This is a genomic window from uncultured Limimaricola sp. (assembly GCF_964022235.1).
Lineage (GTDB): Bacteria > Pseudomonadota > Alphaproteobacteria > Rhodobacterales > Rhodobacteraceae > Limimaricola.
The window spans coordinates 14,685-40,264 of record NZ_CAXHZL010000013.1; the positions used below are offsets into that span (position 1 = coordinate 14,685).

Annotated in this window: 25 protein-coding genes; 12 read left to right on the forward strand and 13 right to left on the reverse strand. The window is 66.7% G+C overall.

Translation table 11 applies throughout. The features are described from left to right. Positions 1-123 precede the first annotated feature (123 nt). The 5 genes from AADJ02_RS15135 to AADJ02_RS15155 all read right to left on the reverse strand — a co-directional run bounded on the left by AADJ02_RS15135 (position 124) and on the right by AADJ02_RS15155 (position 3,047). On the reverse strand, positions 124-579 hold the full coding sequence (locus AADJ02_RS15135) for a cytochrome c (protein WP_341213845.1): 456 nt from the start codon (positions 577-579) through the stop codon (positions 124-126). Next, complete coding sequence (locus AADJ02_RS15140; protein WP_341213846.1) at positions 569-724, reverse strand: hypothetical protein; 156 nt, start codon at positions 722-724, stop codon at positions 569-571. Before AADJ02_RS15140 ends, AADJ02_RS15135 begins: the two co-directional genes overlap by 11 nt. Positions 725-781: 57 nt before the next feature. Next, positions 782-1,213, reverse strand: a complete 432-nt coding sequence (locus AADJ02_RS15145; protein ID WP_341213847.1) for a DUF411 domain-containing protein — start codon at positions 1,211-1,213, stop codon at positions 782-784. Between the two features lie 22 nt (positions 1,214-1,235). Then, positions 1,236-2,651 carry a multicopper oxidase family protein gene (locus tag AADJ02_RS15150; RefSeq protein ID WP_341213848.1) on the reverse strand — a complete coding sequence of 472 codons (1,416 nt, stop codon included), beginning with the start codon at positions 2,649-2,651 and terminating at the stop codon, positions 1,236-1,238. Positions 2,652-2,720: 69 nt separating this feature from the next. Beyond that, complete coding sequence (locus AADJ02_RS15155; protein WP_341213849.1) at positions 2,721-3,047, reverse strand: hypothetical protein; 327 nt, start codon at positions 3,045-3,047, stop codon at positions 2,721-2,723. A 394-nt stretch (positions 3,048-3,441) separates the two neighbouring features. Between AADJ02_RS15155 and dusA the strand changes: the two genes are divergently transcribed. Both dusA and AADJ02_RS15165 read left to right on the forward strand, forming a co-directional pair. Then, a complete protein-coding gene (gene dusA, locus AADJ02_RS15160; protein WP_341213850.1) occupies positions 3,442-4,437 on the forward strand; it encodes a tRNA dihydrouridine(20/20a) synthase DusA in 996 nt (331 codons plus the stop codon). A 72-nt stretch (positions 4,438-4,509) separates the two neighbouring features. Beyond that, positions 4,510-5,331 (forward strand): sulfite exporter TauE/SafE family protein, encoded by an 822-nt coding sequence (locus AADJ02_RS15165; protein WP_341213851.1) that lies wholly within the window; start codon positions 4,510-4,512, stop codon positions 5,329-5,331. On the opposite strand, the gene AADJ02_RS15170 is transcribed toward AADJ02_RS15165, so the two are convergent. The 3 genes from AADJ02_RS15170 to ccmI are packed head-to-tail and all read right to left on the reverse strand — an operon-like array spanning position 5,328 to position 7,227. Further along, positions 5,328-5,558 (reverse strand): DUF1289 domain-containing protein, encoded by a 231-nt coding sequence (locus AADJ02_RS15170; RefSeq protein WP_341213852.1) that lies wholly within the window; start codon positions 5,556-5,558, stop codon positions 5,328-5,330. The genes AADJ02_RS15165 and AADJ02_RS15170 overlap by 4 nt on opposite strands. Next, the gene (gene ruvX / locus AADJ02_RS15175; protein ID WP_341213853.1) at positions 5,555-6,028 is read right to left on the reverse strand and encodes a Holliday junction resolvase RuvX; all 474 of its coding nucleotides are present in this window, start codon (positions 6,026-6,028) and stop codon (positions 5,555-5,557) included. Before ruvX ends, AADJ02_RS15170 begins: the two co-directional genes overlap by 4 nt. Then, on the reverse strand, positions 6,025-7,227 hold the full coding sequence (ccmI, locus tag AADJ02_RS15180; RefSeq protein ID WP_341213854.1) for a c-type cytochrome biogenesis protein CcmI: 1,203 nt from the start codon (positions 7,225-7,227) through the stop codon (positions 6,025-6,027). The genes ruvX and ccmI overlap by 4 nt, the downstream gene beginning before the upstream one ends. Before the next feature lie 219 nt (positions 7,228-7,446). Here ccmI and AADJ02_RS15185 point away from each other — a divergent pair, with 219 nt between their 5' ends. Continuing rightward, the gene (locus AADJ02_RS15185) at positions 7,447-7,797 is read left to right on the forward strand and encodes a hypothetical protein (RefSeq protein WP_341213855.1); all 351 of its coding nucleotides are present in this window, start codon (positions 7,447-7,449) and stop codon (positions 7,795-7,797) included. A gap of 107 nt (positions 7,798-7,904) precedes the next feature. Here AADJ02_RS15185 and AADJ02_RS15190 read toward each other — a convergent pair whose 3' ends face one another. Beyond that, positions 7,905-9,020, reverse strand: coding sequence for a glycosyltransferase 61 family protein (locus AADJ02_RS15190; protein ID WP_341213856.1), 1,116 nt, complete (start codon positions 9,018-9,020; stop codon positions 7,905-7,907). 157 nt (positions 9,021-9,177) lie between these two features. Between AADJ02_RS15190 and AADJ02_RS15195 the strand changes: the two genes are divergently transcribed. The 4 genes from AADJ02_RS15195 to AADJ02_RS15210 all read left to right on the forward strand — a co-directional run bounded on the left by AADJ02_RS15195 (position 9,178) and on the right by AADJ02_RS15210 (position 12,019). Then, positions 9,178-10,527, forward strand: a complete 1,350-nt coding sequence (locus AADJ02_RS15195; RefSeq protein ID WP_341213857.1) for a GSCFA domain-containing protein — start codon at positions 9,178-9,180, stop codon at positions 10,525-10,527. Between the two features lie 105 nt (positions 10,528-10,632). Further along, positions 10,633-11,232, forward strand: coding sequence for a superoxide dismutase (locus tag AADJ02_RS15200; RefSeq protein ID WP_341213858.1), 600 nt, complete (start codon positions 10,633-10,635; stop codon positions 11,230-11,232). Positions 11,233-11,357: 125 nt separating this feature from the next. Then, positions 11,358-11,567, forward strand: a complete 210-nt coding sequence (locus AADJ02_RS15205) for a hypothetical protein (RefSeq protein WP_341213859.1) — start codon at positions 11,358-11,360, stop codon at positions 11,565-11,567. Next, positions 11,567-12,019 carry a host attachment family protein gene (locus AADJ02_RS15210; protein WP_341213860.1) on the forward strand — a complete coding sequence of 151 codons (453 nt, stop codon included), beginning with the start codon at positions 11,567-11,569 and terminating at the stop codon, positions 12,017-12,019. The genes AADJ02_RS15205 and AADJ02_RS15210 overlap by 1 nt, the downstream gene beginning before the upstream one ends. Before the next feature lie 34 nt (positions 12,020-12,053). Here the strand turns inward: AADJ02_RS15210 and AADJ02_RS15215 are convergent, their stop codons facing one another. Then, positions 12,054-12,620 carry a TIGR00730 family Rossman fold protein gene (locus tag AADJ02_RS15215; protein WP_341213861.1) on the reverse strand — a complete coding sequence of 189 codons (567 nt, stop codon included), beginning with the start codon at positions 12,618-12,620 and terminating at the stop codon, positions 12,054-12,056. Positions 12,621-12,767: 147 nt separating this feature from the next. On the opposite strand from AADJ02_RS15215, the gene AADJ02_RS15220 reads away from it, so the two are divergent. Then, positions 12,768-14,594, forward strand: a complete 1,827-nt coding sequence (locus AADJ02_RS15220) for an ABC transporter ATP-binding protein/permease (protein WP_341213862.1) — start codon at positions 12,768-12,770, stop codon at positions 14,592-14,594. 102 nt (positions 14,595-14,696) lie between these two features. Further along, entirely contained in the window at positions 14,697-15,896 is a 1,200-nt protein-coding gene (locus AADJ02_RS15225; protein WP_341213863.1) for a multidrug effflux MFS transporter, read from the forward strand. A 66-nt stretch (positions 15,897-15,962) separates the two neighbouring features. On the opposite strand, the gene AADJ02_RS15230 is transcribed toward AADJ02_RS15225, so the two are convergent. Together AADJ02_RS15230 and AADJ02_RS15235 are read right to left on the reverse strand one after the other, a co-directional pair. After that, the gene (locus AADJ02_RS15230) at positions 15,963-19,613 is read right to left on the reverse strand and encodes an efflux RND transporter permease subunit (protein WP_341213864.1); all 3,651 of its coding nucleotides are present in this window, start codon (positions 19,611-19,613) and stop codon (positions 15,963-15,965) included. Then, positions 19,610-20,839 (reverse strand): efflux RND transporter periplasmic adaptor subunit, encoded by a 1,230-nt coding sequence (locus AADJ02_RS15235; protein ID WP_341213865.1) that lies wholly within the window; start codon positions 20,837-20,839, stop codon positions 19,610-19,612. Before AADJ02_RS15235 ends, AADJ02_RS15230 begins: the two co-directional genes overlap by 4 nt. A gap of 347 nt (positions 20,840-21,186) precedes the next feature. Here AADJ02_RS15235 and AADJ02_RS15240 point away from each other — a divergent pair, with 347 nt between their 5' ends. From AADJ02_RS15240 to der, 3 genes are read left to right on the forward strand one after another with little or no spacing between them, the layout of a single operon-like run. Beyond that, a complete protein-coding gene (locus AADJ02_RS15240; protein WP_341213866.1) occupies positions 21,187-21,858 on the forward strand; it encodes a tetratricopeptide repeat protein in 672 nt (223 codons plus the stop codon). A 56-nt stretch (positions 21,859-21,914) separates the two neighbouring features. After that, positions 21,915-23,219: a PQQ-binding-like beta-propeller repeat protein gene (locus AADJ02_RS15245; RefSeq protein WP_341213867.1), complete on the forward strand. Its 1,305-nt coding sequence runs from the start codon at positions 21,915-21,917 to the stop codon at positions 23,217-23,219. Positions 23,220-23,267: 48 nt separating this feature from the next. After that, positions 23,268-24,719 carry a ribosome biogenesis GTPase Der gene (der, locus tag AADJ02_RS15250; protein WP_341213868.1) on the forward strand — a complete coding sequence of 484 codons (1,452 nt, stop codon included), beginning with the start codon at positions 23,268-23,270 and terminating at the stop codon, positions 24,717-24,719. A 102-nt stretch (positions 24,720-24,821) separates the two neighbouring features. Here the strand turns inward: der and AADJ02_RS15255 are convergent, their stop codons facing one another. Beyond that, positions 24,822-25,526 (reverse strand): hypothetical protein, encoded by a 705-nt coding sequence (locus tag AADJ02_RS15255; RefSeq protein WP_341213869.1) that lies wholly within the window; start codon positions 25,524-25,526, stop codon positions 24,822-24,824. Positions 25,527-25,580: the final 54 nt, after the last annotated feature.

Genomic DNA, 25,580 nt, shown 5'->3' on the forward strand with positions numbered 1-25,580 from the left:
TCAAAAAGCCGCCGGTTGCAGTGAACATCATCGGCGTTTCCATCCCACCAAACCCAAGGGAGGGCGTTGGGACAAACTGGGTTGACCGGGCCTGGGGTCATCATCCCCCGTGCCCGGTCGCGGTCAGGGGCGGTCTTCTCCAGCCTCGGTCTCCGTCACCTGCTCTTGGAACGCACGCTCGCGGTCGGGCCATTCCGATTTCAGGTAATCCAGCACCGCCTCGATCTCGTCCGCACTCAGCACGCCTTCGAACCCCGGCATGTCGCTTTCATAGCCTTGGCCGACGATGGCCGCTGTGCCCCGCAGGACGATGTCGCGCAGCACCCGGTCGGGGTGGTGCCAGGTATGGCCGGTCTCGTCATGCGGTGGGGCGGGCAGGCGACCCGAGGGGCCGGGGCGGCGCCAGTCGGCCTGTCCTTCCCGATCCGCGCCGTGACAGGCCGCGCAGTTGTCGAGGTAGATCTGGCGGCCATGCTCCTGCGCCCCCGAGGCGGAGGGCCACAGCAGCAGCCCTCCCAACCCCGCGAGTGCCGCCAGACCCAGCGCCGCAGCAAGAGCAATTTGGCGCTTAGGCGCCATCGGAGCCCACCTGCGGGCTGCGCAGGTATTTGATCAGCGCCGCCGCTGCCAGCACCAGCACCATCACCGCCAGCACGCAGACAGCGCCCATGGCGAGCATCATGCCGCCGCCCATGCCGTTCATCATCATTCCGGATCCCATCATGAGAACCTCCATTGGTTGGGTTGAACCGACGCGGGATCGCGCCGGTCCGAAAGGGGGTCAGTCGGCCGGGTAGGGCGACACCACGCCCTCGGCGTCGATCAGCACGACATCGAGCTGCGCCTCGGGGTCGTCGCCCATGCCGGGCGCGCCCATCGGCATGCCGGGCAGGCTGATGCCGATGGCCTCGGGCTTTTCATCGAGAAAGCGCCGGAGCAGGTCGGCGGGCACATGGCCGCTGACCGCGTAGCCGTCGATCAGTGCGGTGTGGCAGCCCTGCTGGCCCAAAGGCACGCCCGCTTCCTTGTTGATCGTGACGAGGTCGTAGGTCTCCATGATCTCCACCTCGAAGCCGTTCTCGCGCAGGTATTCGGCATGCGCAGCACAGCAGCCGCAGTTGGGGTCCTTGTAGAGCGTCATCGTTCCGGCCAGCGCCGGCAGGGCGGTGAACGTGAACAGGGCGGCGGTGGCCAATGTCTTGAAACGTGTCATGTCGGTTTCCTTTGAAATAGGTTCAGGCCGCGTCTGAGACGCGGATCAGCGCCGCCATCCCGGCGGCTTGATGGGCGAGGACGTGGCAGTGCAGCATCCAGTTGCCTGGATTGTCGGCCTTGAAGGCGATCTCGACCCGCTCCTGCGGCGCCATGAGCACCGTGTCGCGCCATTCGCGCCGCGCGGTAGGCTGGCCATCGCGTGTCAGGATGCGGAAGACATGGCCGTGCAGGTGGATCGGGTGCCACCAGCCGGTGCGGTTCTCCAGCGCCAGCACCTGCGAGGTGCCGAGCGGCGCCTCGATCAGGGCCGGGCCGTCATGGCCTGCGGACGCGCGACCGTTAACAAACCACATCTTTCCGGCGCGCATCTGCTCGATCATCTCGGGGGCCGCGTCACCCATCATCATCTGGCCCATCATACCACCGTTGAAAATGACCTCATGGCGCTGGGCGGCCTCGAGATCGGGCTCGGAGAGCGGGTTAGGAGCCAGCGCCATGTCCCAATCGGGAGCAGTGGCGCGAACCGGTGTGTCGCCATGCACCAGCGTGACGAGATCGTAGGTCATGCTGTCGTAAAACACGTCGCGCACCGGCTGCGTACTGCCCGGGGCGCCGGTGCCGTCGAGCACGATATCCGCCCGCATGCCGGGGCCGATCAGCACGACGCCGTCGTCGGGGGCATGCGGCGTCACCGGTTGGCCATCAAGGGCCACGATCACCGGCGACAGCGCTCCGAAGTCCAGCGCCACGACCCGAGCCGTGGCGGCGTTGATCAGCCGCAGTCGCAGCCGCTCGTTCGGGGCGATCTCGACCCGATCGCCCGCTTGGCCGTTCAGGGTCACGAGGTTGCCGATCCGGCCGCCGTGCATCGCGTCGTGCGGCGTATCGAAGTCGGGGTCGATCTGTCCCTTTGCGTCGAGCCGCCAGTCCTGGATCATCCAGACCAGATCGCGGTCGACGCGGATCGGCGCGTCCTCTTCGACGATCAGCGCCCCGGCCAGACCGCGCCCGACCTGTTCGGCACCGCCCATGTGCGGATGATACCAGTAGGTTCCGGAATCGGGCAGATCGAAGGCATAGTCGAAGTCACCGCCCGGTGGGATCGGTGATTGAGTCAGATGCGCGACGCCGTCCATGGAGTTCGGCACGCGCAGCCCGTGCCAATGGATGGTGCTGGGCTGATCGAGCCGGTTCTCGGCCCTCACCGAAAGGCGAGCCCCGCGCCGATAGCGCAGGGCTTGGCCGGGAACCGTGCCGCCAAAGGACCAGACCGGCGTGCCGGGGCGGGGTGGAGGCAGAAGCTGCGACTGCACAGGCGCAAGGGTCAGCCCGACCGGGCTTGCCGCGCGGCCGGTGCGGGGCAGCGCCGCGGCCCCGGCCAGCGCCGCGGCACCGGTCAGAAACCCCCTGCGGGACAAGCTATGTGAAAGTGTCATGAAGACATCCGTGTACTGAAAGGGTCGCGCCACGCGCGACATCTATCCACCCCGGTGGGGCAAATGCTCTCAGACGGTGTATCGGGGGGGTCTGGCCTGCGGCAAAGGTTGGCTGCCCTGCAGTGTATCGGTCGCAAAGGAGCGCAGCAGCAAGCGTCCATGCGGGGCGTGGGACGGGACCAATTCGGCCGCCGTCAGGGCAACGGATGTCATCGCGCAGGCCCCGGTGGTCATGCAGCCAAGCGCGGCCATTCCGTCGTCCGCCGTGCAATCGGCGCACTCTTCTGCTGCCGTCATGCCTCCGGCATGCATCTGTGCGAAATCCGCCCCTTTGACCGACGCGACATGCATCAGGGGGCCGAGCAGCAACAGACAGATGGCGATCAGGCGCAGCATCCCCGCAATATGCGCAGGCGCATCCCGGCTCGCAAGGGGCTGCGACATCACCGCTGGGTCACCTTCGGGGCACCGGGGCCGGTTGCCGACGGCGATCCGGATCGAGCACCCGGACCCGACATCGGGTCGCCACAACATTTGATGCGAGGCGCCTTTCGGTCAAAGCGGCACGACGCGGCTGAGGAGGGGCGCGCGCTGCTGGCACAGTGCAACCCTTGCCGCCGTGCCGCGTGACAACGGCAAAACGATATGCGATAGAGCTGCCCGCTCTCGAACGCGTCTCGCCCAACTTTGTCCTGTGCGCCCGTTCTTGAACGAGGGGTTGCCGGTCGGAGAAGAACAGGTCGCGACGTCATTCACCACGCCCTGTAGGGCCCATTCGACGGAGACAGTCATGTCGGACATATCCAAGGCGGCCCGCCTTTCCGTGGCCCCTATGATGGACTGGACCGATCGCCACTGCCGCCACCTGCACCGGCTGCTGTCGCGGCGGGCGCTGCTCTACACCGAAATGGTCACCGCCCCGGCAGTGATCCACGGTGATCGTGACAAGCTGCTCGGTTTTGGCGTGGCGGAGCATCCGGTGGCGTTGCAGCTTGGCGGCTCGGACCCTGAGGAGCTGCGCACGGCGGCGCGGCTCGGGGCGGAGCGGGGGTATGACGAGATCAACCTCAACTGCGGCTGTCCGTCGGACAGGGTGCAGTCGGGGGCCTTTGGCGCGGTCTTGATGACCCGGCCCGAACTGGTCGCCGAATGCTGCGCCGAGATGATCGCGGCCAGCCCGGTCGAGGTCACCGTGAAATGCCGCATCGGCGTCGACGATCAAGAGCCAGAGGAGGTGCTGCCACGCTTTCTCGAAACCGTCGCGGCCTCCGGCGTCAGCCGCTTTACGATCCACGCCCGCAAGGCTTGGTTGCAGGGGCTGAGCCCGAAGGAAAACCGCGACGTGCCGCCGCTCGACTACGATCTGGTTCTGCGGATGAAACGCGCGTTTCCGCATTTGCATCTGTCGGTCAATGGCGGCATCGGCACGCTCAAAGAGGCCGAGGGCTTTCTCGACGCCGGTCTCGACGGGGTGATGATCGGCCGCGTCGCCTATCATGCGCCCGCCGATATCCTGTGCGACGCCGACCGGCGTATCTGGGGCGAGGGGGCGCAGACCCGCGCCGAGGAGGCAGTGCGCGATATGCTGCCCTATATTGAGGCGCATCTCGCAGCGGGCGGACGGCTGCATCAGGTGACGCGGCACATGCTCGGGTTGTTCGCCGGACGCCCCGGCGCGCGAGGTTGGCGACGGGTGTTGTCGGAGGGCGCGTCGCGGCCCGGCGCGGGGCCCGAGCTGGTTCTCGAGGCGCTGGCCCGGGTCGAGGATCTGCAACAGGCGGCCTGAGGCCTGCACGCCGCCTCTTGCCGAAGTCTGCCCCGCCGGGCATCGCTGTGGCTAACCGAGCGGGAGCGCCAGATGCCTGATACCATGTTGCTTCTTTCCATGGGGGCGATGCTGCTCGCCATCGGTGCCTTCGCGGGCGTGCTCGCAGGGCTCTTGGGAGTCGGCGGCGGCATCGTTCTGGTGCCCGCCTATTTCTATGCCTTCGCGGCGCTGGGCTACGAGACGCCGCAGCTCATGCAGATATGCCTCGCCACCTCTCTTGCCACGATCATCGTCACCTCGGCCCGATCGGTTCTGAGCCACAACCGCAAGGGGGCGGTCGACTGGTGGGTGCTGCGCGGCTGGGCGCCGGGGATCGCGTTGGGGGCTCTCCTGGGCGTGCTGGTCGTCGCACAGCTGCGTACTGCGACGCTGCAGCTGATCTTCGGCGGGCTGGCGCTTTGCGTGTCGCTCTACATGGTGCTGGGGCGCAGCCACTGGCGGCTTGGCGACACGATGCCGGGCGGGATCGCGCGGGGCCTGATGTCGCCGGTGGTGGGGTTCTTGTCGGTGCTCATGGGCATCGGTGGCGGCAGCTTTGGCGTGCCGATCATGACGCTCTATGGCATGACCATCCACCGCGCCGTGGCGACGGCTGCGGGCTTTGGCCTCTTGATTGCGCTTCCATCGGTCATGGGATTCCTGCTTACGCCGCTGCCCAAGGGCGTGGCGCCGCCGATGACCTTGGGCTCGGTGAACCTGCCCGCCTTTCTCATCGTCATCGCGATGACGCTGCTGACGGCCCCGATCGGTGCCGCGCTGGCGCATCGCACGGATGCGAAACGTCTCAAGCGGGTGTTCGGCGGCTTTTTGATCCTCGTTGCGCTCAACATGCTGCGCAAGGCGCTGATCTAACGCTCCAGCCGCGCCTTGCGACCGCCGCGCCGACCCTTGGGCGCGGCCTCGCGACTTGGCAACTCGGCCATGATCCGGGCGCGCTCCGCAGGTGCCATCCGGCCCCAGGCGGCGATCTCGTCCATGGAGCGCGCGCAGCCCAGGCACAGTCTGGTCTCGGGATGGATCGCGCAGAGTTTCACGCAGGGGCTCTCGATTTCGGCGCGCTGCCAGACCTCGTCGCTCATGACCGCGCCATGTAGCCTAGCCGGTCGAGCAGGCCCTGCAGAATGTAGCTCGCCGCCACCGCGTCGATCAACTCGCCACGGCGCTTGCGCGAATGATCCGATTCAAGCAGCGCGCGCTCGGCGGCGACGGTCGAGAGGCGTTCGTCCCAGTAGCCGATTGGGATCTCGGTGAGCCGCGACAGGTTGCGCGCGAAGGCGCGGGTCGACTGGGCGCGCGGACCCTCGGAGCCATCCATGTTGCGCGGCAGACCCAGAACAAAGCCGGAGATGGCCCGGCCCTGCGCGATCTCCAGCAGCCGCCCTGCGTCGAGCGTGAACTTCTTGCGCTGCACCGTCTCGAGCGGGGTGGCGACCGAGCGCAGCCCATCGGAGACGGCGACGCCGATGGTCTTGGTGCCGAAATCGAGCCCGGCCAGCGCACCCGCGCGCGGCAGAGCGGCGGCGAAGTCTTCGGCGGTCTCGAAGATCATTGCGCCACCCCTGCGTCGCGGGCTGCCGCGCGGATCTGGTCCAGTTCGCCGGTGCCTGCAAAGACCTCCTGCGCTTCGGTCCAGATCTGTGCGGCGCGGTCACGCTCGCCCAAGACCCCCAAGGCCCGGATCAGCCGCGCCCACTCGGAGGCCGAGCCGCCGGACTCGGCCAGACGGTCCGACAGCCCCTCGACCATGCCGCGGATCATGCCGTCGCGGTCCTCCACGCTCATGTCCTGCGCGGCCGCGACATCGGCGGCGGAAGGGCCGGGCAGGGTGGGCAGCGTGTAGTCCACCCCCGCAAGGGCGGCGGCGCGACCGATCTGCGCGCGCGCCAGTTCGACATGCGGCGAGGCCGGATCGCCCTGCTCAATGGCCCGCTTCCAATAGCGGAAGGCGAGATCGGGACGTTCGGTCTGGGCCTGCATCAGACCCATGTAATAAAGCGGACCTGCGGCATCCAAGCGCTCGGATAGAAGCTGCACGAGATGCGCCTCGGCCTCGGGCGTCACAAGGCCGCCCGTCGCCGCCACCATTCGGTCCACGAGCGCCAGCCGATCCTCGAAGGTAGCCGTCTCTCCCTTGATCGCGATCACGCGTTCCTGCGCCCGCGCGGCGGCGGCATAGTTGCCCAAGGCCGCCTCGTGGCGCGACAGGAGCTGCCAGCCGGTCAGGTCGTCGGGACGCTCAGGCACTGCCGCGCGCAGCTGGGCGACCATGTCGAGGTAATCCTGCGGCGCGTTGGCGGGGGTGGCGGGCGCCACGGCCTCGGCAGCGCTTTGCGAAGGGCGCGCCGCGCGCAATGCCTGCGCCGCTTCAATCCTGTCGCCCAGCGGCTGATCGCGGACCCCGGGCGCTCCGAGATCGGCATAGAGCGCGAGCGCGCCGCCGATCACCAGCACCGCGCCTATGATCGCGGCGGGCAGAACCGGGCCACGCGAACTCTGCTGTTGCGACGTTTCCGCCTGCTGCGTGCGATCGGCCGCGATGAGACGGCGAGCGATTTCGGCCCGGGCGCGCTCGGCCTCCTCGTCGGAGATCAGCCCCCGGGCGCGATCGGTGTCGATCTCGGCCAGCTGACCTCGGTAGAAGGTGACGTCCGGCGCAGTCCCCCCAAGCGCACGATGCTGGCGCAATGGTACTGCCAGCGCCACGGCGACAACCCCCGACAACCCGGCAGCGATGATCCAGAACAGCATGCGACACTCCTATTCCCCTGTTCCCTACCGCGGCTAGGCGATCCGAGAAAGCCCCGGACCGGTGGCAGGTCGTCGCGGCAAAGGGCGAAATACGCCGGACGCATTGGCAAAACCGCCTGTGGCAATGGATCTCGGCACCACAAAAATTTGATGGAACGCGGAACCGGCCTCATCGGGTGACGTTGGCCAGTCAAATGACACATCAACGGAGCATCACGCATGTCCGACCCGAATTTCAACAACAACAACGTCACTCCGCCGCCGAAGAAGGGTGGCACCTCGATCGCGCTGATCGTTGGCGGTCTCGTGGTGGCCGTGATCGTGCTGTACTGGCTCTTTGCCGGTGGCAACGGTGTGGATAACGCCGACATGGTCGGCGAAGAGACCAACATCAACGTAAAGGCTGGTGCCGAGTCCGCTGCCGAGAGCATCGAAGATGCGGGCGACGCCGTCGAAGCCGAGGTCGATGAGACCGCTGCCGAGATCGATGCCACTGCGGCCGAGGCTGAGGCTGAAATCGACGCCACCGAGACCATCGAGGTCGAGGGCGAAGCCGAGGTGGTGCAGTAAGACGCACTCCTGCGTTCGGGTCGCTGATCGGACGATGAAAATAGGGGCGGCGGCCAGTCAGGCCGCCGCCCTTTTTCATGCCGATCAGGCGCGGTGCCTGACCGGCGTCAGCCTTCGAAGGCCTTCAGCCCGCTGCGCGTCGACGGTGCGAGCCTCGCGATCTCGGATTGAACCTCTGTGGCGTCGAGCGGCGTCCAATCGGCGCTCGACGTCACCAGTCCCGATTGGGTCATGACCGCCCCAATCGCGGCATAATCCACCTCGCCCCAACTGGTGCGATCGGGGCGTTGTGCCGTCTGCTCGATCCAATTGCGCTGCAACGCATCGACCGCGACCCCATCTGCGCCGGTAAAGGCGCGGATTTGGCGGGCGAAGAGCTCGCCCAGACCACCGGGCCTGCGGGCGATGATCCCCACCTTCTGCTCGGCATGCCCGACCAGAGCCAGCAGATGCAGCGGCGAACAGTCCACCGCTACAACATGCGTCGCGGCCTTGTAGGCGGCGATCTGTGTCAGATAATCGTGCTTTTGCGGGTGAAACACCTCGTATCCATCGGCTTCCAGCCAAGCCTCGAGACGCGCCTCGCCAAGGATCGAGCCGCGCCCCGCAGGCAACGCGCTGCGCGAGATATAGATCTTGTGCGCCCCTTTGGGCGCCACGTCGCGCCCGGCATGGCGGCGCATGTAGTCGCGGAACTCCGGAGCCCCTTCGATCATCTCGAACATGCCGAACCCTTGGACCGGAACGCACAGACGCTCGACCCGCGTCGGCCGCTCGAGGCTGTGCATCGGCACATCGACCCCCAAGGCCCCCAGAAAGGGGCGGTAGGTTTCGGCCACATGCTGCACCCGGTGCTGGAACTTGGGCACGTAAAGCACGCCGTCGATCTCGCCCCGAAGAGCGTCCAGCGCCCAGAGCCGGGAGATGCTTTCGACGAGGAAATGCCCGAAATGCCCGAACAGCGGCCCGAGAAACAGCCAACGCCCCGCAAGCTCGTCCACTGGTCCCTCAGGCGGCGCAGGCGCCACGGTCACAGGGGACATGCCGCGCCATGTCATGGCCTCGGCAACCGGTCGGCCAGCGTCGTCGAGAACCCCCGACCGCTGCACCGCCCGGTTCGGCCTGCCCGGCGCTGGTGGAACCACCAGTGCTCGGTCGAGCCGCCGGATCTGCGCGGAGATCGGGCCGGACAGGTTGGGCGGTCGTGTCGCATCGCTGGGCATCGGTCGTCCTCTCGGGTCTCGGTGTTCCCGTCTTAAACCGGATCGTCGCGTGCTGCAGGTCCAACTGCCCCAAGAGCCGCATTCTCGCCTCAGGCCTGATGTTGTCTGGACGCAGAGCCGTGGCTAGGCTCGGCTACGAAGCCAAAGGAGCCGCGCCATGGACCGCAATATCGAAGCCGTTCCTGCCTCCGAGGCCCTTGCGCGCGCACGTGGCAACCAGTTGCGCCGATATCCATCGCCCGAGCGCGATGGCGACCGGCTCTATCCGCTCGCCGCCCCGACGGCCAAGCCCAGCTTTTCGATCGAGGATGACGACACGATCTTTGCCATCGGCTCGTGCTTTGCGCGCAATGTCGAGCGCGCGCTCGACGCGGCCGGGCGTCGGGTGATCAGCCGTGAATTCGAGTTGGGGCCAATTGGCGAAAGTCTCGGAGACGCCGCCAATTTCTTCAACAAGTACTCCATCCACTCGGTGCTCAACGAGCTGGGCTGGGCGCTGGAGCGCGAGAGCTTCCCCGGCGCGAAGATCCTTTATGCTAACGGTGGCGGCCAGTTCAGCGACGCGCAGCTGGGCATGGCGCGGCTCGATTTCCCGGTCGAGCAGATCCTCGATTTCCGCCATCGCTATCTCGACGCCATGGCCCGCGTGGCCGAGGCCGACGTGGTCATCGTGACGCTGGGCTATGTCGAGACATGGTATGATCGCAGCCTTGGCCTCTATCTCAACGTGGCCCCGCCGCAGGCTGCGGTGAAGGCCGAGCCGGAGCGGTTCGAGTTCCGGGTGCTGAGCTATGCCGATGTGCTCGACGGGTTAGAGCGGCTGCATGCGCTGCTGCTGCGCCACCGCCAAAAGCCGCTGAAGATGCTCGTCACCGTTTCGCCGGTGCCGCTGCTGGCGACGTTTCGCGACATGGATGTGCTTGTGGCCAACGCCTATTCCAAGGCCGTGCAGCGCGCCGCCATAGAAGAGTTCGTGGCCGGGCGCGGGGGCGTCGATTATTTTCCCTCCTATGAGTTCGTCACCCTGTCCAACCCTGCCGTGGCTTGGTCACGGGGCGACTACCGCCATGTGTCGCCGGATCTGGTGAACCGGATCATGTCGGACGTGCTCGACCGCTACGTGGGGCAAGGGCCAAGGGGCAGCGGCGCCACCGTCTCCGAGATGACGCCGGAGGCCCTGATTTCGTCGATGCGGATGCTGGCCAAGCTCGGCGATCACAAGGCGCTGCGTAGCCTTGCTGCGCAGGAGCGTCGCCTCGTCGACGACAGCATCGACGCGCTGATGTTCGAAGCGACGGCGGCGCGGCGTCTGGGCGATCTCGACGGCGCCTATGCGGTGCTGACACGCGCCGCAAGGATCGCGCCCGGCCGCCCCGATCCGGTCGAGCGGCTGATCACCCTGTGTCGCCCGCTCAAGCGGCGCGAGGAGGCGCGCAGCCTGTGCGACCGCCATGCGCGCGAGTTTCCCGAGCGCAGTGCCTTTCGCGAACGGCTCGACTGGCTCTAGACCTGTCCGGTCGCTTCGGATTTTCCTGCCTGTCCCATTGACCTTTGGCGGTCAGGGGTTCTGTTATGTGCGCAAATCCACCACTGGCAGAAAAGCGAGACCGACATGGCTTTCGAACTTCCCGACCTTCCCTACGCTCACGACGCGCTGGCCTCCAAGGGCATGTCGAAGGAGACGCTCGAGTACCACCACGACCTTCACCACAAGGCCTATGTCGACAACGGCAACAAGCTGATCGCCGGCACCGAGTGGGACGGCAAGTCGATGGAGGAGATCATCCGTGGCACCTACGACAAGTCGTCGGTTGCCCAGAACGGTATCTTCAACAACATCTCCCAGCTGTGGAACCACAACCAGTTCTGGGAAATGATGACCCCCGATCAGAGCAAGATGCCCGGTGAGCTTGAAAAGGCGATCACCGACAGCTTCGGCTCGGTCGACAAGTTCAAGGAAGACTTCGCCGCCGCTGGCGCAGGCCAGTTCGGCTCGGGCTGGGCCTGGCTGGTGAAGGACGAAGGCGGCGCGCTCAAGGTCACCAAGACCGAGAACGGTGTGAACCCGCTGTGCTTCGGCCAGACCGCGCTTCTGGGTCTCGATGTGTGGGAGCACTCCTACTACATCGACTACCGCAACAAGCGTCCGGCCTATATCACGAACTTCCTCGACAACCTCGTGAACTGGGAGAACGTCGCCTCGCGCATGTAAGCGACCGGGCACGTCTCGACATCGGCCCCCGCGGGACACCGCGGGGGCCTTTTTTGTGCGCGTTCGCGCCCGGAACTCCCGCAGCCATGGATCGTTGGTCCCTAGAACACAAACAGGAGGCTTCGATGGCTGAGAGGGCAAGATCCAAGGACGGAACCCGCGAGACCGAGGCTTACGTCAGCGAAGAGGACAAGACGGGGGCGGGCAACCAGCCCGGCCGCGAGGGCGGCGACCTGACCCGCAAGGTCGGAACGCGCGACGATCTCAAGCGCGCCGAGCAGGACGATCCCGGCGTCACCCGCGTGCGCAAGAGCGATGAGAAGGACGGCGATTGATGGCCAAGATCGATAACGGAACATGGGTTCTCGTCGCCGATGGTGAAAAGGCGTTGATCCTCGAGAATACGACCGACGCCCAGCACCCCAACCTGCGGGTGGTGCGCAAGGAGGAGCAGGAGAACCCACCGGATCGCGAGCAGGCCACGGACAAGGCCGGTCGCCTCGCCGATGGCGGTCCGAACCAGGTCTCCGGCTTGGCCGAGACGGACTTTCACCAGCTCGCCAAGGATCGCTTTGCCGGTGATCTCGCGGATTTTCTCTATCGAAACGTCCACAAGGGCCGGTTCGAAAAGCTGGTGATCGTGGCAAGCCCCCATGTGCTGGGCGTGTTGCGCCCCGAGTTGCACAAGGAGGTCACCGACACGGTCGTGGCCGAGATCGCCAAGACCCTTACCAACCACCCGGTGGCCGAGATCGAAAAGGCAATTGCGACCGAAATCGCAGGCTGAACCGAACTGAAGGGGCGCCCAAAGGGGCGTCCCTTCATTCTGAGAGGGTCTCCGAAAGCGCCTTTTCGAGAGCCTTCACATTGGGGACATACTGGATGAAGCGCTTGAGGCTATCATCCGCAAAGCCTTCGTCGATCACGTGGTTGACGAGCTGGCGCAGGGGCTGCCAGTAGCCATCGGTATCGAGCAGCAGGACCGGCTTGTCATGCAAGCCAAGCTGGCGCCAAGTCAGCACTTCGAAGAATTCGTCGAGGGAGCCCGCGCCGCCGGGCAGCATGACGATCGCGTCGGCGTTCATGAACATCACCTTCTTGCGCTCGTGCATGGTCTCTGTGACGACATAGGTGTCCAGATCGGTCTTGCCGACCTCGGCGTCGACGAGGTGGCGCGGGATCACACCGAAGCTGGCGCCGCCCGTGCCCTGCGCCGCGCGCGCCACCGCCCCCATCAGCCCCACATCGCCTGCGCCGTAAACCAGCCGCCAGCCCTTGCGTGCCAGCATCTCGCCGGTCTCGACCGCTGCCGCCTCGTAGGAGGCGCGCAGGCCGGGGCGCGAGCCGCAAAAGACGCAGACCGAGGCTGAAAAGGAGGATGCGGGCATGATGGGGTCTCCGGGTTGTGTCGCACCGTCGTAGAACGCGGGGCCGCGCGGCTCAAGCGTGCGGCGTGGCCCAGACCGACACAGTCTGGCCATCGGCGCGGCCGCGCCCTAGGTTGAACCGCCCGCCGCCAGCCCCGGAGCCCGCCGATGCGACGCCTGTCAAAGACCGACGCCAACCTCTCGGGGCAGCCCGTGCAGGGTTGGGACACGATCCGACAGGTGATGCCCTACCTCTGGCCCGAGGGCGAGGGATGGGTGAAGCGCCGCGTGGTTCTGGCGGTGTCGCTTCTGGTCTTCGCCAAGCTGATCGCCGTCGCCACACCGCTGTTCTACAAGGCCGCCGTCGATGCGCTGGCGGGCGAAGGCGAGAGTGCAGCAATGCTTCTGGCGCTCGGTGCTGCCGGTCTGACCCTGATCTACGGGCTCGCACGCCTCGCCAACGTCGGCTTTCAACAGCTGCGCGACGTGGTGTTCACGCCGGTGGGTCAGCGGGCGCTGCGCAAGTTGGCGTTGCGCACCTTCCGGCACATCCATGCGATGAGCCTGCGCTATCACATCGGCCGCAAGACCGGCGGCCTCAGCCGGATCATCGAGCGCGGCGTCAAGGGCGTCGATTTCCTGCTGCGCTTCCTTTTGTTCTCCATCGGGCCTCTGATCCTCGAGCTGCTGCTCGTCGCGATCGTGCTCTTTTTCCTGTTCGACGTGTGGTACCTCGTCGCCGTTCTTGGCACGATCGTGGTCTACGTCGCCTTCACCTTCAAGGTGACGGAATGGCGGGTGAAGATCCGCAAGCAGATGAACGATCAGGACACCGACGCCAATCAAAAGGCGATCGACAGCCTGCTCAATTTCGAGACGGTCAAGTACTTCGGCGCCGAGAACCGCGAGGCCATGCGCTACGACGGCGCGATGGAGAAATATGCCGAAGCCGCGGTGCGCACCAACTACTCGCTGGCCTTCCTCAACTTTGGCCAGTCGCTGATCATCACCACCGGCCTCGTCATCGTCATGGTCATGGCCGCCGTCGGGGTGGAGCGCGGTGAGCTGACCGTGGGCGACTTCGTGATGGTCAACGCTTACATGATCCAGATCACCATGCCGCTCAATTTCCTCGGCACCGTCTACCGCGAGATCCGGCAGGCGCTGATCGACATGGGCGAGATGTTCGAGCTTCTGAACCAGCCACCCGAGGTCACCGATACGCCGGGTGCCCGGGCACTCGACGTGCCACGCGGCGAGATCGTCTTCGACGACGTGCGCTTCGACTACGAGGTGGCGCGCGGCATCCTCAAGGGCGTGTCCTTCACCGTGAAGCCCGGTGAAACCGTCGCCATCGTCGGCTCGTCCGGGGCGGGCAAATCGACCATCGGGCGGCTGCTGTTCCGCTTTTACGACGTGACTGGGGGCGCGATCCGCATCGATGGGCAGGACCTGCGCGAGGTCACCCAAGAGAGCCTGCACGCGCAGATCGGCGTGGTGCCGCAGGATACGGTGCTGTTCAACGACACGATCCTCTACAACATCGCCTATGGACGCGAGGGAGCCACGCGCGAGGAGATCGAGGCTGTCGCCCGCGCCGCGCAGATCCATGAGTTCATCATGTCGCTGCCCGATGGCTACGACACCACCGTGGGCGAGCGTGGACTGAAACTGTCGGGCGGCGAAAAGCAGCGCGTCGGCATCGCCCGCACACTGCTCAAGGACCCGCCGATCCTGCTTCTGGACGAAGCGACGAGCGCGCTCGACACCGACACCGAGCGCGAGATTCAAGGCCAGCTTCGCGCCATGGGGCAGGGGCGTTCGGTGATCACCATCGCACATCGACTGTCCACAATTGCAGATGCCGACCGGATCGTGGTGCTGGAGGCTGGAAAAGTCGTGGAATCCGGCTCTCACGAGCACCTTTTGGCGCAAGAAGGCCGCTACGCGCAGCTCTGGTCGCGCCAGCAGTCCGAAGAGGCCGAGGCCGCCTGATTGCGCGGCTGAACCGATCGGTCTAGTCTGCGCGCGAGTCGCCTGCTGCGTGCAGGCCAATCGCCGTTCCGCGCGCCGCGCGCGGAGTTCAAGGACAGCCCTATGTTATCCCCGATGTTCCGCACCGCCGTGGTGCTGGGCCTGCTCTCCGCCGTGGGCCCCTTCACGATCGACATGTATCTTCCCGGTTTGCCGGGTCTTGCCGCCGATCTGGACGTGGACGAGGCCGCGGCGCAGGCAACGATCAGCGCCTATTTCCTCGCCTTCGGCCTCGCGCAGCTCTTCTACGGCCCGCTCGCCGATGCGGCGGGGCGCAAGACACCTGTCTATATCGGCGTCGGCGTGTTCCTCGTCGCCACCATCGGCTGCGCGTTGGCGCCCAGCCTGTCGTGGCTCGTGGCGTTCCGCGCGTTGCAAGGGCTTGGGTGTGCGGCGCTGATGGTGGTGCCACGCGCCATGGTGCGCGACATGTATACCGGCCATGAGGCGACGCGTCTGGTGGCGATGATCATGCTCGTCATCTCGGTCTCGCCGATGCTGGCGCCGCTCACGGGTGCCATCATGATGACCTTCACCAGCTGGCGCGGCATCTTCTGGGCGCTCGCGGTCATCGCGGGGCTGGCCTTGCTGCTCACGACCTTCGGCCTCAAGGAAACGCTGCCCGTGGATCGGCGGCGCCCCGTGCGCCCGCGTCTGCTCGCGGTCTCGGCCAAGCGACTGTTCCGCGATCCGACCTTCATGGCGCTGACCTTCGTGTCGGGCTTCGGCATGGCGAGCTTCTTCGTGTTCATCGCGTCCGCCAGCTTTGTCTACACCCAGCAATACGGGCTGACGCCGCTACAGTTCAGCCTTGCCTTCGCAACCAACGCCGTCGGCTTTTTCGGCGCGAGCCAGTTCGCCGCGACCTTGGGTCGTCGCATCGGTCTCACGCGGATGCTGCGGCTGGCGCTGATGGGCTTTGCCTTCTTCGCCCTGACGCTGCTGGCGATCACGGCGGCGGGCTATGCGACGCTGCCGGTGCTAATGGGGCTCTTGCTGTGTGGCAACGCCTGCCTCGGTCTCGTCATCCCGACGAGCCAGGTGATGGCGCTCGACCCGCATGGCGAAATCGCGGGTCTTGCCTCCTCGCTGGGCGGCACGCTGCAGATGCTCACCGGCGGCCTGATGGTGGCGATCACGGGGCCGTTCTTCAACGGCACGGCGCTGCCGATGGTCGCAGTTATCGCGGGCTGTGCGGTGATGGCGCTGGGCCTCGCGCTTGTGGCACTTGGCCGGGGAGAGCAGACCGCGCAGGCGGCCTGACGTTTTCCCACGGAGTGATGAACGACAATAAGGGCCGCCCTTCGGGGCGGCCCTTTTCGATGCAGCCTATTCTGCCGCGCGCAGCGTCGACGCTGGAACAGTCATCGGCCCGTCGCCATCCTCCCAGATGATCTCGGGCGTCTTGATGCGGCGCGCCTCGCGCCGGAGCGCCCAGTCGCGCGCCGCCCGGCTGCCGCGCCCCATGGAAAGCCGCGCCAAGAGCCGAGACATCCAGTGCGCGTAGCGTGCGGCCCATATCCTGAGCGCCAGCATCGCCGGCGTGAAGACCAGCGTCAGCATCGTGGCGATGCCGAGACCGAAGACCACCGCCGTCGCGAGCTGCTTCCACCACAGCGCCGTGGGGCTGTCGATCGTATAGCCGCCGCCGAAGAAGTCGAGGCTGAGCCCGAACATCATTGGCGCGAGGCCTGCCATCGTCGTGACGGTGGTGAGGAAGACGGGGCGGATGCGGTCCTCGGCGGTGCGGATCACGGCCTCGGTGCGCGGCATGTAGCGCTCGTAGTCCTGATAGGTGTCGATCAGCACGATGTTGTTGTTCACCACGATCCCGGCCAGCGCCACGATGCCGGTGCCGGTCATGATGATCGAGAAGGTCTGCTCCATCACCAGCATGCCGATCAGCACGCCAGCGGTCGACATGACGACGGCAAGCAGCACCAGCGTCGCGTTGTAAAAGCTGTTGAACTGCGCCAGCAGGATGATGAACATCAACCCCAGCGCCCCCGCGAATGCCGATTGCAGGAAGGCCTGGCTCTCGGCCTGGTCCTGCTGATCGCCGGTCCACTCCCAATCTATACCGGCGGGGAGGGGGGCGGTTTCGAGCCATTCGGTCAGGGCCTCGATCCGCTCGTTGGCGTTGATCGAGGCGCGGGTCACTTCACCCGCATCGATGCGCGCCTGCAGGGCGTCGTCGATCTCGGCGTCGGCGATGATACGGATGTCCTCACCCTTGGTCAGCTTCACAAGGCCGGGGGTGACGTCCGCCTTGACCTCGAAATACCGCTGCTGCGCGACACGGTTGATCTCCGCGAGCTTCTGCACCGGCTGGCGGGTGACAAAGTTCGACAGCGGCACCAGCCCTGACGGCGTGCGCACGCGCAGGCTGTCGAGAGTGGACAGCACCCGGTCCGCTTCGGGCAGGCGCACCCGGATCTCGATCTCTTCGTCCGAGCTGTCGACGCGCATGGTGTCGAGCATGATGCCGCGAGTGACGAGCTGCACCATCGCGCCCACCGTGGCCACATCCGCGCCGAACCGCCCCGCCTTTTCGACATCGACGTCGATCTGCCAGTCGATGCCCGGCAGTGGCAGCGTGTCCTCGATCAGGGTCAGGCCCGGCATCTCCTCGAACCGCGAGCGCGCCTGCGCGGTGGCGGCGCGAAGCACCTCGAAATCATCGCCGGTGAGCCGCAGGTTGACCGGTTTGGACGCGCCGGGACCTTGCGCGAGATCGAGGATCTCGATGCGGATGCCCGGAATGCCATTGAGCCGCGCCTGCAGGCGCTCGAACACCACGTTGCCGTCGAGATCGGCCAGATCATGGCCCGTCTCGCGCGCATAGGCGGCGCGGTCTTCCCAAGGGACCAACTCGACCTGCAATTGGCCCACCGCATCGGCCGGGCCACCGGCCCCGGCGGTGTTGGAATTGAGCCCGCCCGCGCCCGCGAAGGCAAAGACCGAACCGATGCCTGGAAAGCCCACGACCGCCGCTTCGGCCTCGGCCACGAGCGCGTCCTTCTCGGCGAGGCTGAGGTTTCCGCGGGCCTGCACGTAGATGATTGCCTGCTCAGGCTCGGTCTCGACAAAGAACTCCACGCCGTTGTTGTGGGTGCCAAAGTAGGTGAAGGTCGAAAAGACGAAGGCGCCAACGGCCCCGATCGTCACCAGCGGCATGATCGGGTTGCCCGCGATCAGCGCGATGACGCGTCCGAACAGCGTGCGCCGGTATCCCGCGTGCACCCGCCTTGGCGCGCGGCGGATCTTGGCCGCGCCGCCGGTAACGGTGGTGGCGATCGCCCCCAGAAGCGCCAGCACGAGGCCGGGGGCCGCGTCGACCAGCCCCGTGGCGGGGCGGGCCTCGCCCGACAGGTAGCCCGGGTTGAGCGCCAGCATCAGCCCCACGAAGATCAGCGCGGCGGCGGGGGGCACCAATGCCGCGCGCACCACCCAAGGCAAGCGGCGGCGCAGTGTGTCCGAGGCATGGCCGAAGCTGCGGCTCATCCGGCCCAGCACGCCGCCCATAACCGGCAGGTAAATCAGCGCCACGACGAGCGAGGCCGAGAGCACGAAGATCAGCGTCACCGGCAGCATGCCCATGAACTGTCCCGCCACGCCGGGCCAGAACAGCATCGGCAGAAAGGCGCAAAGCGTCGTCGCGGTCGAGGAGACCACCGGCCAGAACATCCGCTTTGCCGCCTCGACATAGGCATGCATCGGCCCGACACCGTCGGAGATGCGCTTGTCGGCGTATTCGACCACCACGATGGCCCCGTCGACCAGCATGCCGACCGCGAGGATGAGGCCGAACATGACGATGTTCGAGATGGTGATGTCCATCACCGCCAAAAGCGCGAAGCACAAAAGGAACGAGGTCGGGATCGAAAAACCCACCAGAAGGGCCGGGCGCGGTCCCAATGCGGCCAGCACCACAATCATCACCAGAGCGATCGCGGTCAGCACCGAGCCTTCGAGCTGGCTCACCATCGAGGCGACCTGTCGGCTCTGGTCGTTCGAAGTACCGACCTCGATCGCCGTTCTGAGATCTTCGGGCCAACCAGCCTGTTCGGCTTGAACCGTTTCGCGTACGAGGGCTGCCGTGTCGATCAGATTGTAGCCGCGCCGTTTCACGACTTGCAGCGCCACGGTCGTTTCGCCGTTGAAACGCGCCGTGGACGTCCGATCCTCGAAGGTGAGGCGGATCGTCGACAGATCGCCCAGTGTCACGACCCGGTCGCCGTTGGTCTTGACCGGCAGTTCGTAGATGTCGCGCGGATCGTCGAAGCTCGACGGGATCTTGACCGAGAAGGCACCCTGAGCGGTCTCGATCTCACCGGCCGCGATGAGCAGGTTGTTGCTGGTCACCACCTGCAACAGTTCGGCTGCCGTGACGTTGTAGGCCTCGAGCCGAAGCGGGTCGATCTCGACCTCGAGCATCTCGTCGCGTTGGCCGGTGAGGTTGGCCGAAAGCACGGCGTCAAGACCTTCGAGCCGGTCCTGCAAGGATTTGGCGACGCGGATCAGCGTGCGCTCGGGCAGGGCGCCGGTGAGGTTGACGATGATGATCGGAAATTCGGAAAAGTTGATCTCGTTGACCGACCAGGCGTCGGCCCCGTCGGGAAACTCGGCTTCGGCGGCGTTCATGGCGTCGCGCACGTCGGCCATGATCTTGGTCTTGTCCCAGCCGAACTCGAATTCGAGCGCCACGCCCGCGTAGCTCTCGGCGGCGGTGGAGGTCATGGTCTTGAGGCCGTCGAGATCCGACAGTCGGGTCTCCATCGGCTTGACCAAGAGCTGCTCGCTGTCCTCGGCCGAGATGCCGGGGAAGGGGACCGAGACGAACAGGGCGGGGATCTCGATGTCGGGCTCGCCCTCCTTGGGCAGCCCGACATAAGCCGCACCTCCCGCCACGAGGCTCAGCACGATGAAGGCCAGGATCATCCGCGCCCGGGACGCGGCCCAGTCGACGATACCGGTCACTGCGCGGCCTCCCGAAAGTTCGGCGATACGCGCACGCCATCGGTCACGTATTCCTGACCGACGACGATGACGGCGGCCTCGGGCTCAAGCCCGGCCACCAGCACGCCTTGGGCGGTGTCGCGAAGCAGGGCGACGGGGGCGAAACGGGCCACGGGACCGCTGGCGTCGCCCTCGACGAGCCGCACCCCGAGCCGACCCTCGTCGTCGAGCGTCAGCGCCGATTGTGGCAGCAGATGCGCCTGCGTGCCGTTGGTCTCGATCATGATCTCGGCGGTCTGGCCGTCGCGGATCACGAGATCGGCATTGGGCACCACCACCTCGACGCGGAACGTGCGGGTCGTCTCGTCCGCCGAGCGTGACACGAAGCGCACTTCGCCGGCCAGCGGCGGGCCGGAGGCCAGCCGTCCGCGGGCGCGCGCCCCAAGGCGGATCTTGTCGACATCGACCTCTGGCACGAAGCCCACGAGCTTGATCGGGTCGAGCTGGACGATGGTGGCGCAGGGCGCGCCGGTCTGCATGAGAAGACCCAACTCGGCGGTGTCGGTTTCCAGCAACCCGTCGAAGGGCGCGCGGATCGAGAGCTTGTCGATCTCGCGCTCGGCGGCGGCGACGGCCGCGCGCGCCGCGTCGATCCCGGCCTGCGCCGAGACGAGGCCCGAGGCGGCGCTCTGCACCTGCGCGGCTGCCGCTTCCATCGCGGCCTCGGCGCTGATCACCGAGGTTTCGCTCTGGTAGCCGCCTTGGCTGAGACGCTTGGCGTTGCTGAGGTTGATTTCGGCCTCGCGCAACCGGGCCTGCGCCTCGGCCTGCGTCGCCTGCGCGGTGGGCACCCGGCTTTCGGCCTCCGAGAGCCGCGCCTTGGTCTCGGAGAGCTCGATCTCCCGCGTGCCGGGGTCGAGTTCGCAAAGCAGATCGCCGGTCTCGACGAAGGCGCCCTTGCGCAGCGGCTCGGAGATCACCCGGCCTGCGGTTTCGGCGCGCACTTCCACTTGACGCGCGGCCTCGGTGCGCCCGCGCAACACCACCGCGTCGTCGACCTCCTGCGCGGTGGAGCGCACCGCCACGACGCCGACACCGGCGACGCGGGCCTCCGTCTGTTCGCTCTGATCGCCGGTTTCGGTGGCGCCCTCGATCTGCGCGATCGCCTGGAGCCGATCACGATCGATAATCAGAAGATACAGAAAGGAGGCCACCAGGATCGCGGTGACGACGGGGATCAGTTTCATAAGACGTCCTCTTCGGCCCTCGGGCCCATCCTGAGCGGGTCAATCCTATCACGAACGCGGATCGACGCAGGGCCGATTGTCCCGCCCGAGATGCCTGAACCGTTCAGTTCAGACTACGCCGCACGGGCCTCGCTCTCAAGCTCTCACGCAGCGCGCGCGACACGACGCCACGCTTGTGCCGTCTCTCGCGTCATACCGCACGACTTGGCGGCACCACGCGAAGGCGGCGGGCGGGTCTTGTCCCTGCGCCCGGCTTCACGATAAGACGGGCGCGATCGAATACGGCACCGAAACCGGTGCGCATCCAACAGGGCGCCACGGCGCAACCCAAAGGGGGAGACCAGCGCGTGAGCAATCCCGACAGCTTCATCGACGAGGTCAGCGAAGAGGTCCGCCGCGAGCGGCTCTTTGGTTTTCTGCGGCGCTATGGCTGGATCGGCATTCTCCTTGTTCTGGTGATCGTGGGCGGCGCGGCGGGCTATGAATGGCGTCAGTCGCGCATCGCGGCCGAGGCCCAGGCCCGCGGCGACGCGCTTTTGGCCGCACAGGCCGAAACCGACGCCGAGGCACGCGTCGCGGCCCTGTCGCAGATCGTGCAGGAGACCCCGGATGCGGTCGTGCCCGCCTTCACCCTCGCGGCCGAGCAGGTCGCGGCGGGAGAGGCCGTGGCGGCGGTGGCCACGCTCGACGCGCTGGCCGCCAGTGGCGAGGTCCCCGAGATCTACCGCGATCTTGCGGCGCTCAAATCCGTGCTGATCGACGCGGGCCGCACGCCCGAGGACCGGCTCCTTGCGCTCGAGGCACTGTCGGTGCCGGGCGCACCGTTCCGGATGCTGGCGCTGGAGCAGATCGCCCTCGTGCGTCTCGGCATGGGTGAGCGCGAAGCCGCGCTTGATCAACTGCGCGCGATCCTTGAAGACGCCGAGTCGTCGACGGACTTGCGCGATCGCGCGGCAAGCCTGATGGTTGCGCTGGGCGCGACGCCCGAAACAGTGGCCGGGACGGCGGACACGCAGTGACGAACAAGCGGCCGGTACAGGTCGCACAGCGAAAAAATACAACGCGAGGGGCAGTCATGCGGCGCAGCGGAGTGATCGGAGCAGGGGCTTTGGCCCTCCTTGCGGCCTGCGGCCAGCCAGACGAACGGCTACCCGGCACTCGCATTGGCGTGTCGCTTCCGGGCGGCGCTGCCGCCGCGGGCGGCACCGCCGCACCGCTGGCGCTCATCGCCCCCGTGCCGAACGCCGACTGGCCGCAACGCGGCGGTGGAGCGGATCATGATATCGCGCACCCGGCCCTCGGGGCCAATCTCGCCCCCTTGTTCCGCGTTGGACTGGGCGCCGCCGAAACCCGCCGGGCGCGCATCACTGCAGAACCGGTGGTTGCCGCGGGTCGCGTCTTTGCCATGGATGCGCAAACCGGCGTCTCGGCCTTCACCACCGGCGGTGCGCCACTGTGGCGTCAAAGCTTGATCCCCGCTCGCGACGCGGCCACCGACGCCTCGGGCGGAGGCTTGGCCACCGATGGCGCACGGGTCTATGCGACCACCGGCTATGGCGAACTCGTGGCGCTCGACGCGGCAAGCGGCGCGCGATTGTGGACCCAGGATCTCGGAGCGCCCGGTGCGGGCGCTCCGGCGGTCGTGGGCGACATGGTCTATGTGGTGTCGCGGGACGGCAAGGGTCTCGCGCTCGACGCGCGCTCTGGCCGTGTGCAGTGGCAGGTGTCGGGCGTCGAGGATGTCTCTCGATTTGACGGCGGCGCGGGACCGGCGGTGAGCGGCGATCTCGCGGTTTTCCCCTTCGCCTCCGGTGAAGTCGTCGGCGTGTTTCCCGAAGGCGGGCGGTCGCGGTGGTCTTCTGTGGTGGCCGGTCGCCGCCCCGGCCAGGCCGCGGCGCTGACCGTCAGCGGCATCTCCGGTGATCCGGTGATCGAGGACGGTCGCGTCTATGTCGGCAACGCCTCGGGGCGGCTGGCGGCGCTCGACAGCTTTACCGGCGAAACGATCTGGACCGCCGCCGACGGCGCGCTTGGCCCCGTGGTTCCCGCAGGCAACGCGCTGTTCGTGATCAACGACATCGGCCAGATCCTGCGGCTTGATGCCGCGACCGGCACGACCCTGTGGCGCACCGATCTTCCCCAAGGCGAAACGGCGGGTTTCTTGCGCCGCAGCCGCTCCATTGCCCATTATGGCCCTATCCTCGCCGGTGGCCGACTGCTCGTGGCCTCCTCCGACGGGGTGATCCGTCAGGTCGATCCGGTGTCGGGGCGCCTTCTGGCCGAGCTGCCGCTCGAAGGCGGCGCGGCCTCGGCTCCGATCGTCGCGGGCGGTGTGCTCTACGTCGTCACCACCGATGGCGCGCTTGCCGCTTTCCGTTGACGCACAATCGGTGTATGGGGCGCAATTCCGTACGCGAAAGACCCTGAGATGAGCTTCACCCTCGCCATCGTCGGACGGCCCAATGTCGGCAAGTCCACGCTGTTCAACCGCCTCGTCGGCCGCAAGCTGGCGTTGGTGGACGACCAGCCCGGTGTGACCCGCGACCTGCGCGAGGGTCCGGCACGTCTGGGCCCGCTGCGCTTTACCGTGATCGACACCGCCGGACTCGAGATCGCCACCGACGAAAGCTTGCAGGGGCGCATGCGCCGCCTGACCGAGCGCGCCGTCGACATGGCCGACGTTTGCCTGTTCATGATCGACGCTCGCGCGGGCGTCTTGCCCGCCGACGAGATCTTCGCAGATATCCTGCGCAAGCGTGCCAAGCACGTGATCCTCGCGGCCAACAAGGCCGAGGGGCGCGCGGGTCAGGGCGGGCTTATCGAAGCCTATTCCTTGGGCCTCGGCGAGCCCCTGGGCTTGTCTGCCGAGCATGGCGAAGGGATGAGCGAGCTTTTGTCGATGCTCGAGCCGCTCGCGGGTGAGTTCGAGGCGCGCGCCGAAGAGAACGCCCCGGTGATGGACATCGACGTCGACGAAGAGGGGCTAACCGACGAGGATGCGCCCTTTGCCCCGACCAAGGAGCGCCCGCTGCAGGTCGCCGTGGTGGGTCGCCCCAACGCGGGCAAGTCGACGCTGATCAACAAGATCTTGGGCGAAGAGCGTTTGTTGACCGGCCCCGAAGCCGGGATCACCCGCGATGCCATCTCGCTTGCCATCGAGTGGAACGACACCCCGTTCCGCATCTTTGACACCGCCGGCATGCGCAAGCGTGCCAAGGTTCAGGAAAAGCTCGAGAAACTGTCGGTCTCCGATGGTCTGCGCGCGGTGAAGTTCGCCGAGGTCGTGGTTGTCCTGCTCGACGTGGACATCCCCTTCGAGCAGCAGGATCTGCGCATCGCCGATCTTGCCGAGCGTGAGGGGCGGGCCGTGGTCATCGCGGTCAACAAGTGGGACCTCGAGGACGAGAAGCAAGACAAGCTCAAGGTTCTGAAAGAGAGCTTCGAGCGTCTGTTGCCGCAGTTGCGCGGCGCGCCGCTGGTCACCGTCTCGGCCAAGACCGGGCGCGGCCTCGACCGCCTGCATGACGCGATCCTGCGCGCCCACGCCGTTTGGAACAGCCGCATTTCCACCGCGCAGCTCAACCGTTGGCTCGTTGGCATGTTGGAGCAGCACCCGCCGCCCGCGCCGGGCGGCCGCCGCATCAAGATGCGCTACGCCACGCAGGTCAAGACGCGGCCCCCCGCCTTCGTCGTGATGACCTCGCACCCGGACTCGGTGCCCGAGAGTTATTCTCGCTACCTCGTCAATGGGTTGCGGAACGACTTTGATATGCCTGGAACGCCGATCCGGTTGTTCTTGCGCGATCAGGGCAAGAAGAACCCGTTCCAGAACCGCAAGAAAGCCCAGCCCTCCAAGTTGCGAAAGCACATGAAGGACTGACTTTAGAAGAGCGCCGCAAGGCGCTCTTTTTATTTGTGAAATGACCTTAATCTAGAGCTGCCCGGCCAAGCGGATGCCGCGATGGCGGTTTGGCTCACAGCTTCAGGACGTGACCCGGCGTGCCAAGGCCAGCGCACCGAGGATCGCCATCAGGCTTGCCAGGGCGACAAGGCCCGGCATGTTCAACCCGTTGGCCACCACGATCGCCATCAGCGCCCAGACCACCGTCAGCCCGTAGGACGCCGCGCGCGGGCGGCGCGATTGCACGAGCAGCGCCAGCAGCGTCGCAAGGATCACACAGAGGATCGCCCAGCCGGTCTGCCCCATCACGAGGCCGTAGCCCGCCGCCGTGGAGCCCAGAGACACGAAGCTCGCCGCCGAGAGCCAGCCCGCGAAAATGCCATAGGGCACGCGGGCGAGCCAGACGTCGCGCTCTGCCGCCAGAAGGAACGCCCCGATCGCGCCTGCAGCCATCACGAAGATGGTGATCGTCGCCCAGATCGCGCTCGCGTTGGCGATGGCGAGCCACGGCACCCCGACGCCCAGCGCGACCAACAGTGGCAGGCGCGCGCGGTGCCAATCCTCGGCCTCGCCGCGCTTCCATGCGCCGAAGACGGCGGAGACGATGAGCCAGAGATAGATCAGCCCCCAGATCGAGAAGGCCCAGCCCGCGGGCTGAACCGGCGGGTCGATCTGTGGCACCGGGAGTTGGTCGGCGGTAAAGCCCGTGAAAGGCGATGTCACCAGCGGGGCAGCCGCAAAGGCGGCGGAGAGGGCGAGCACGCCCCATGCAATGAGGGTTTTCATAACCCCACTACGCACCGCGCCGCCCGGCGGTTCAACCGGGCGGCGCGAAATTCC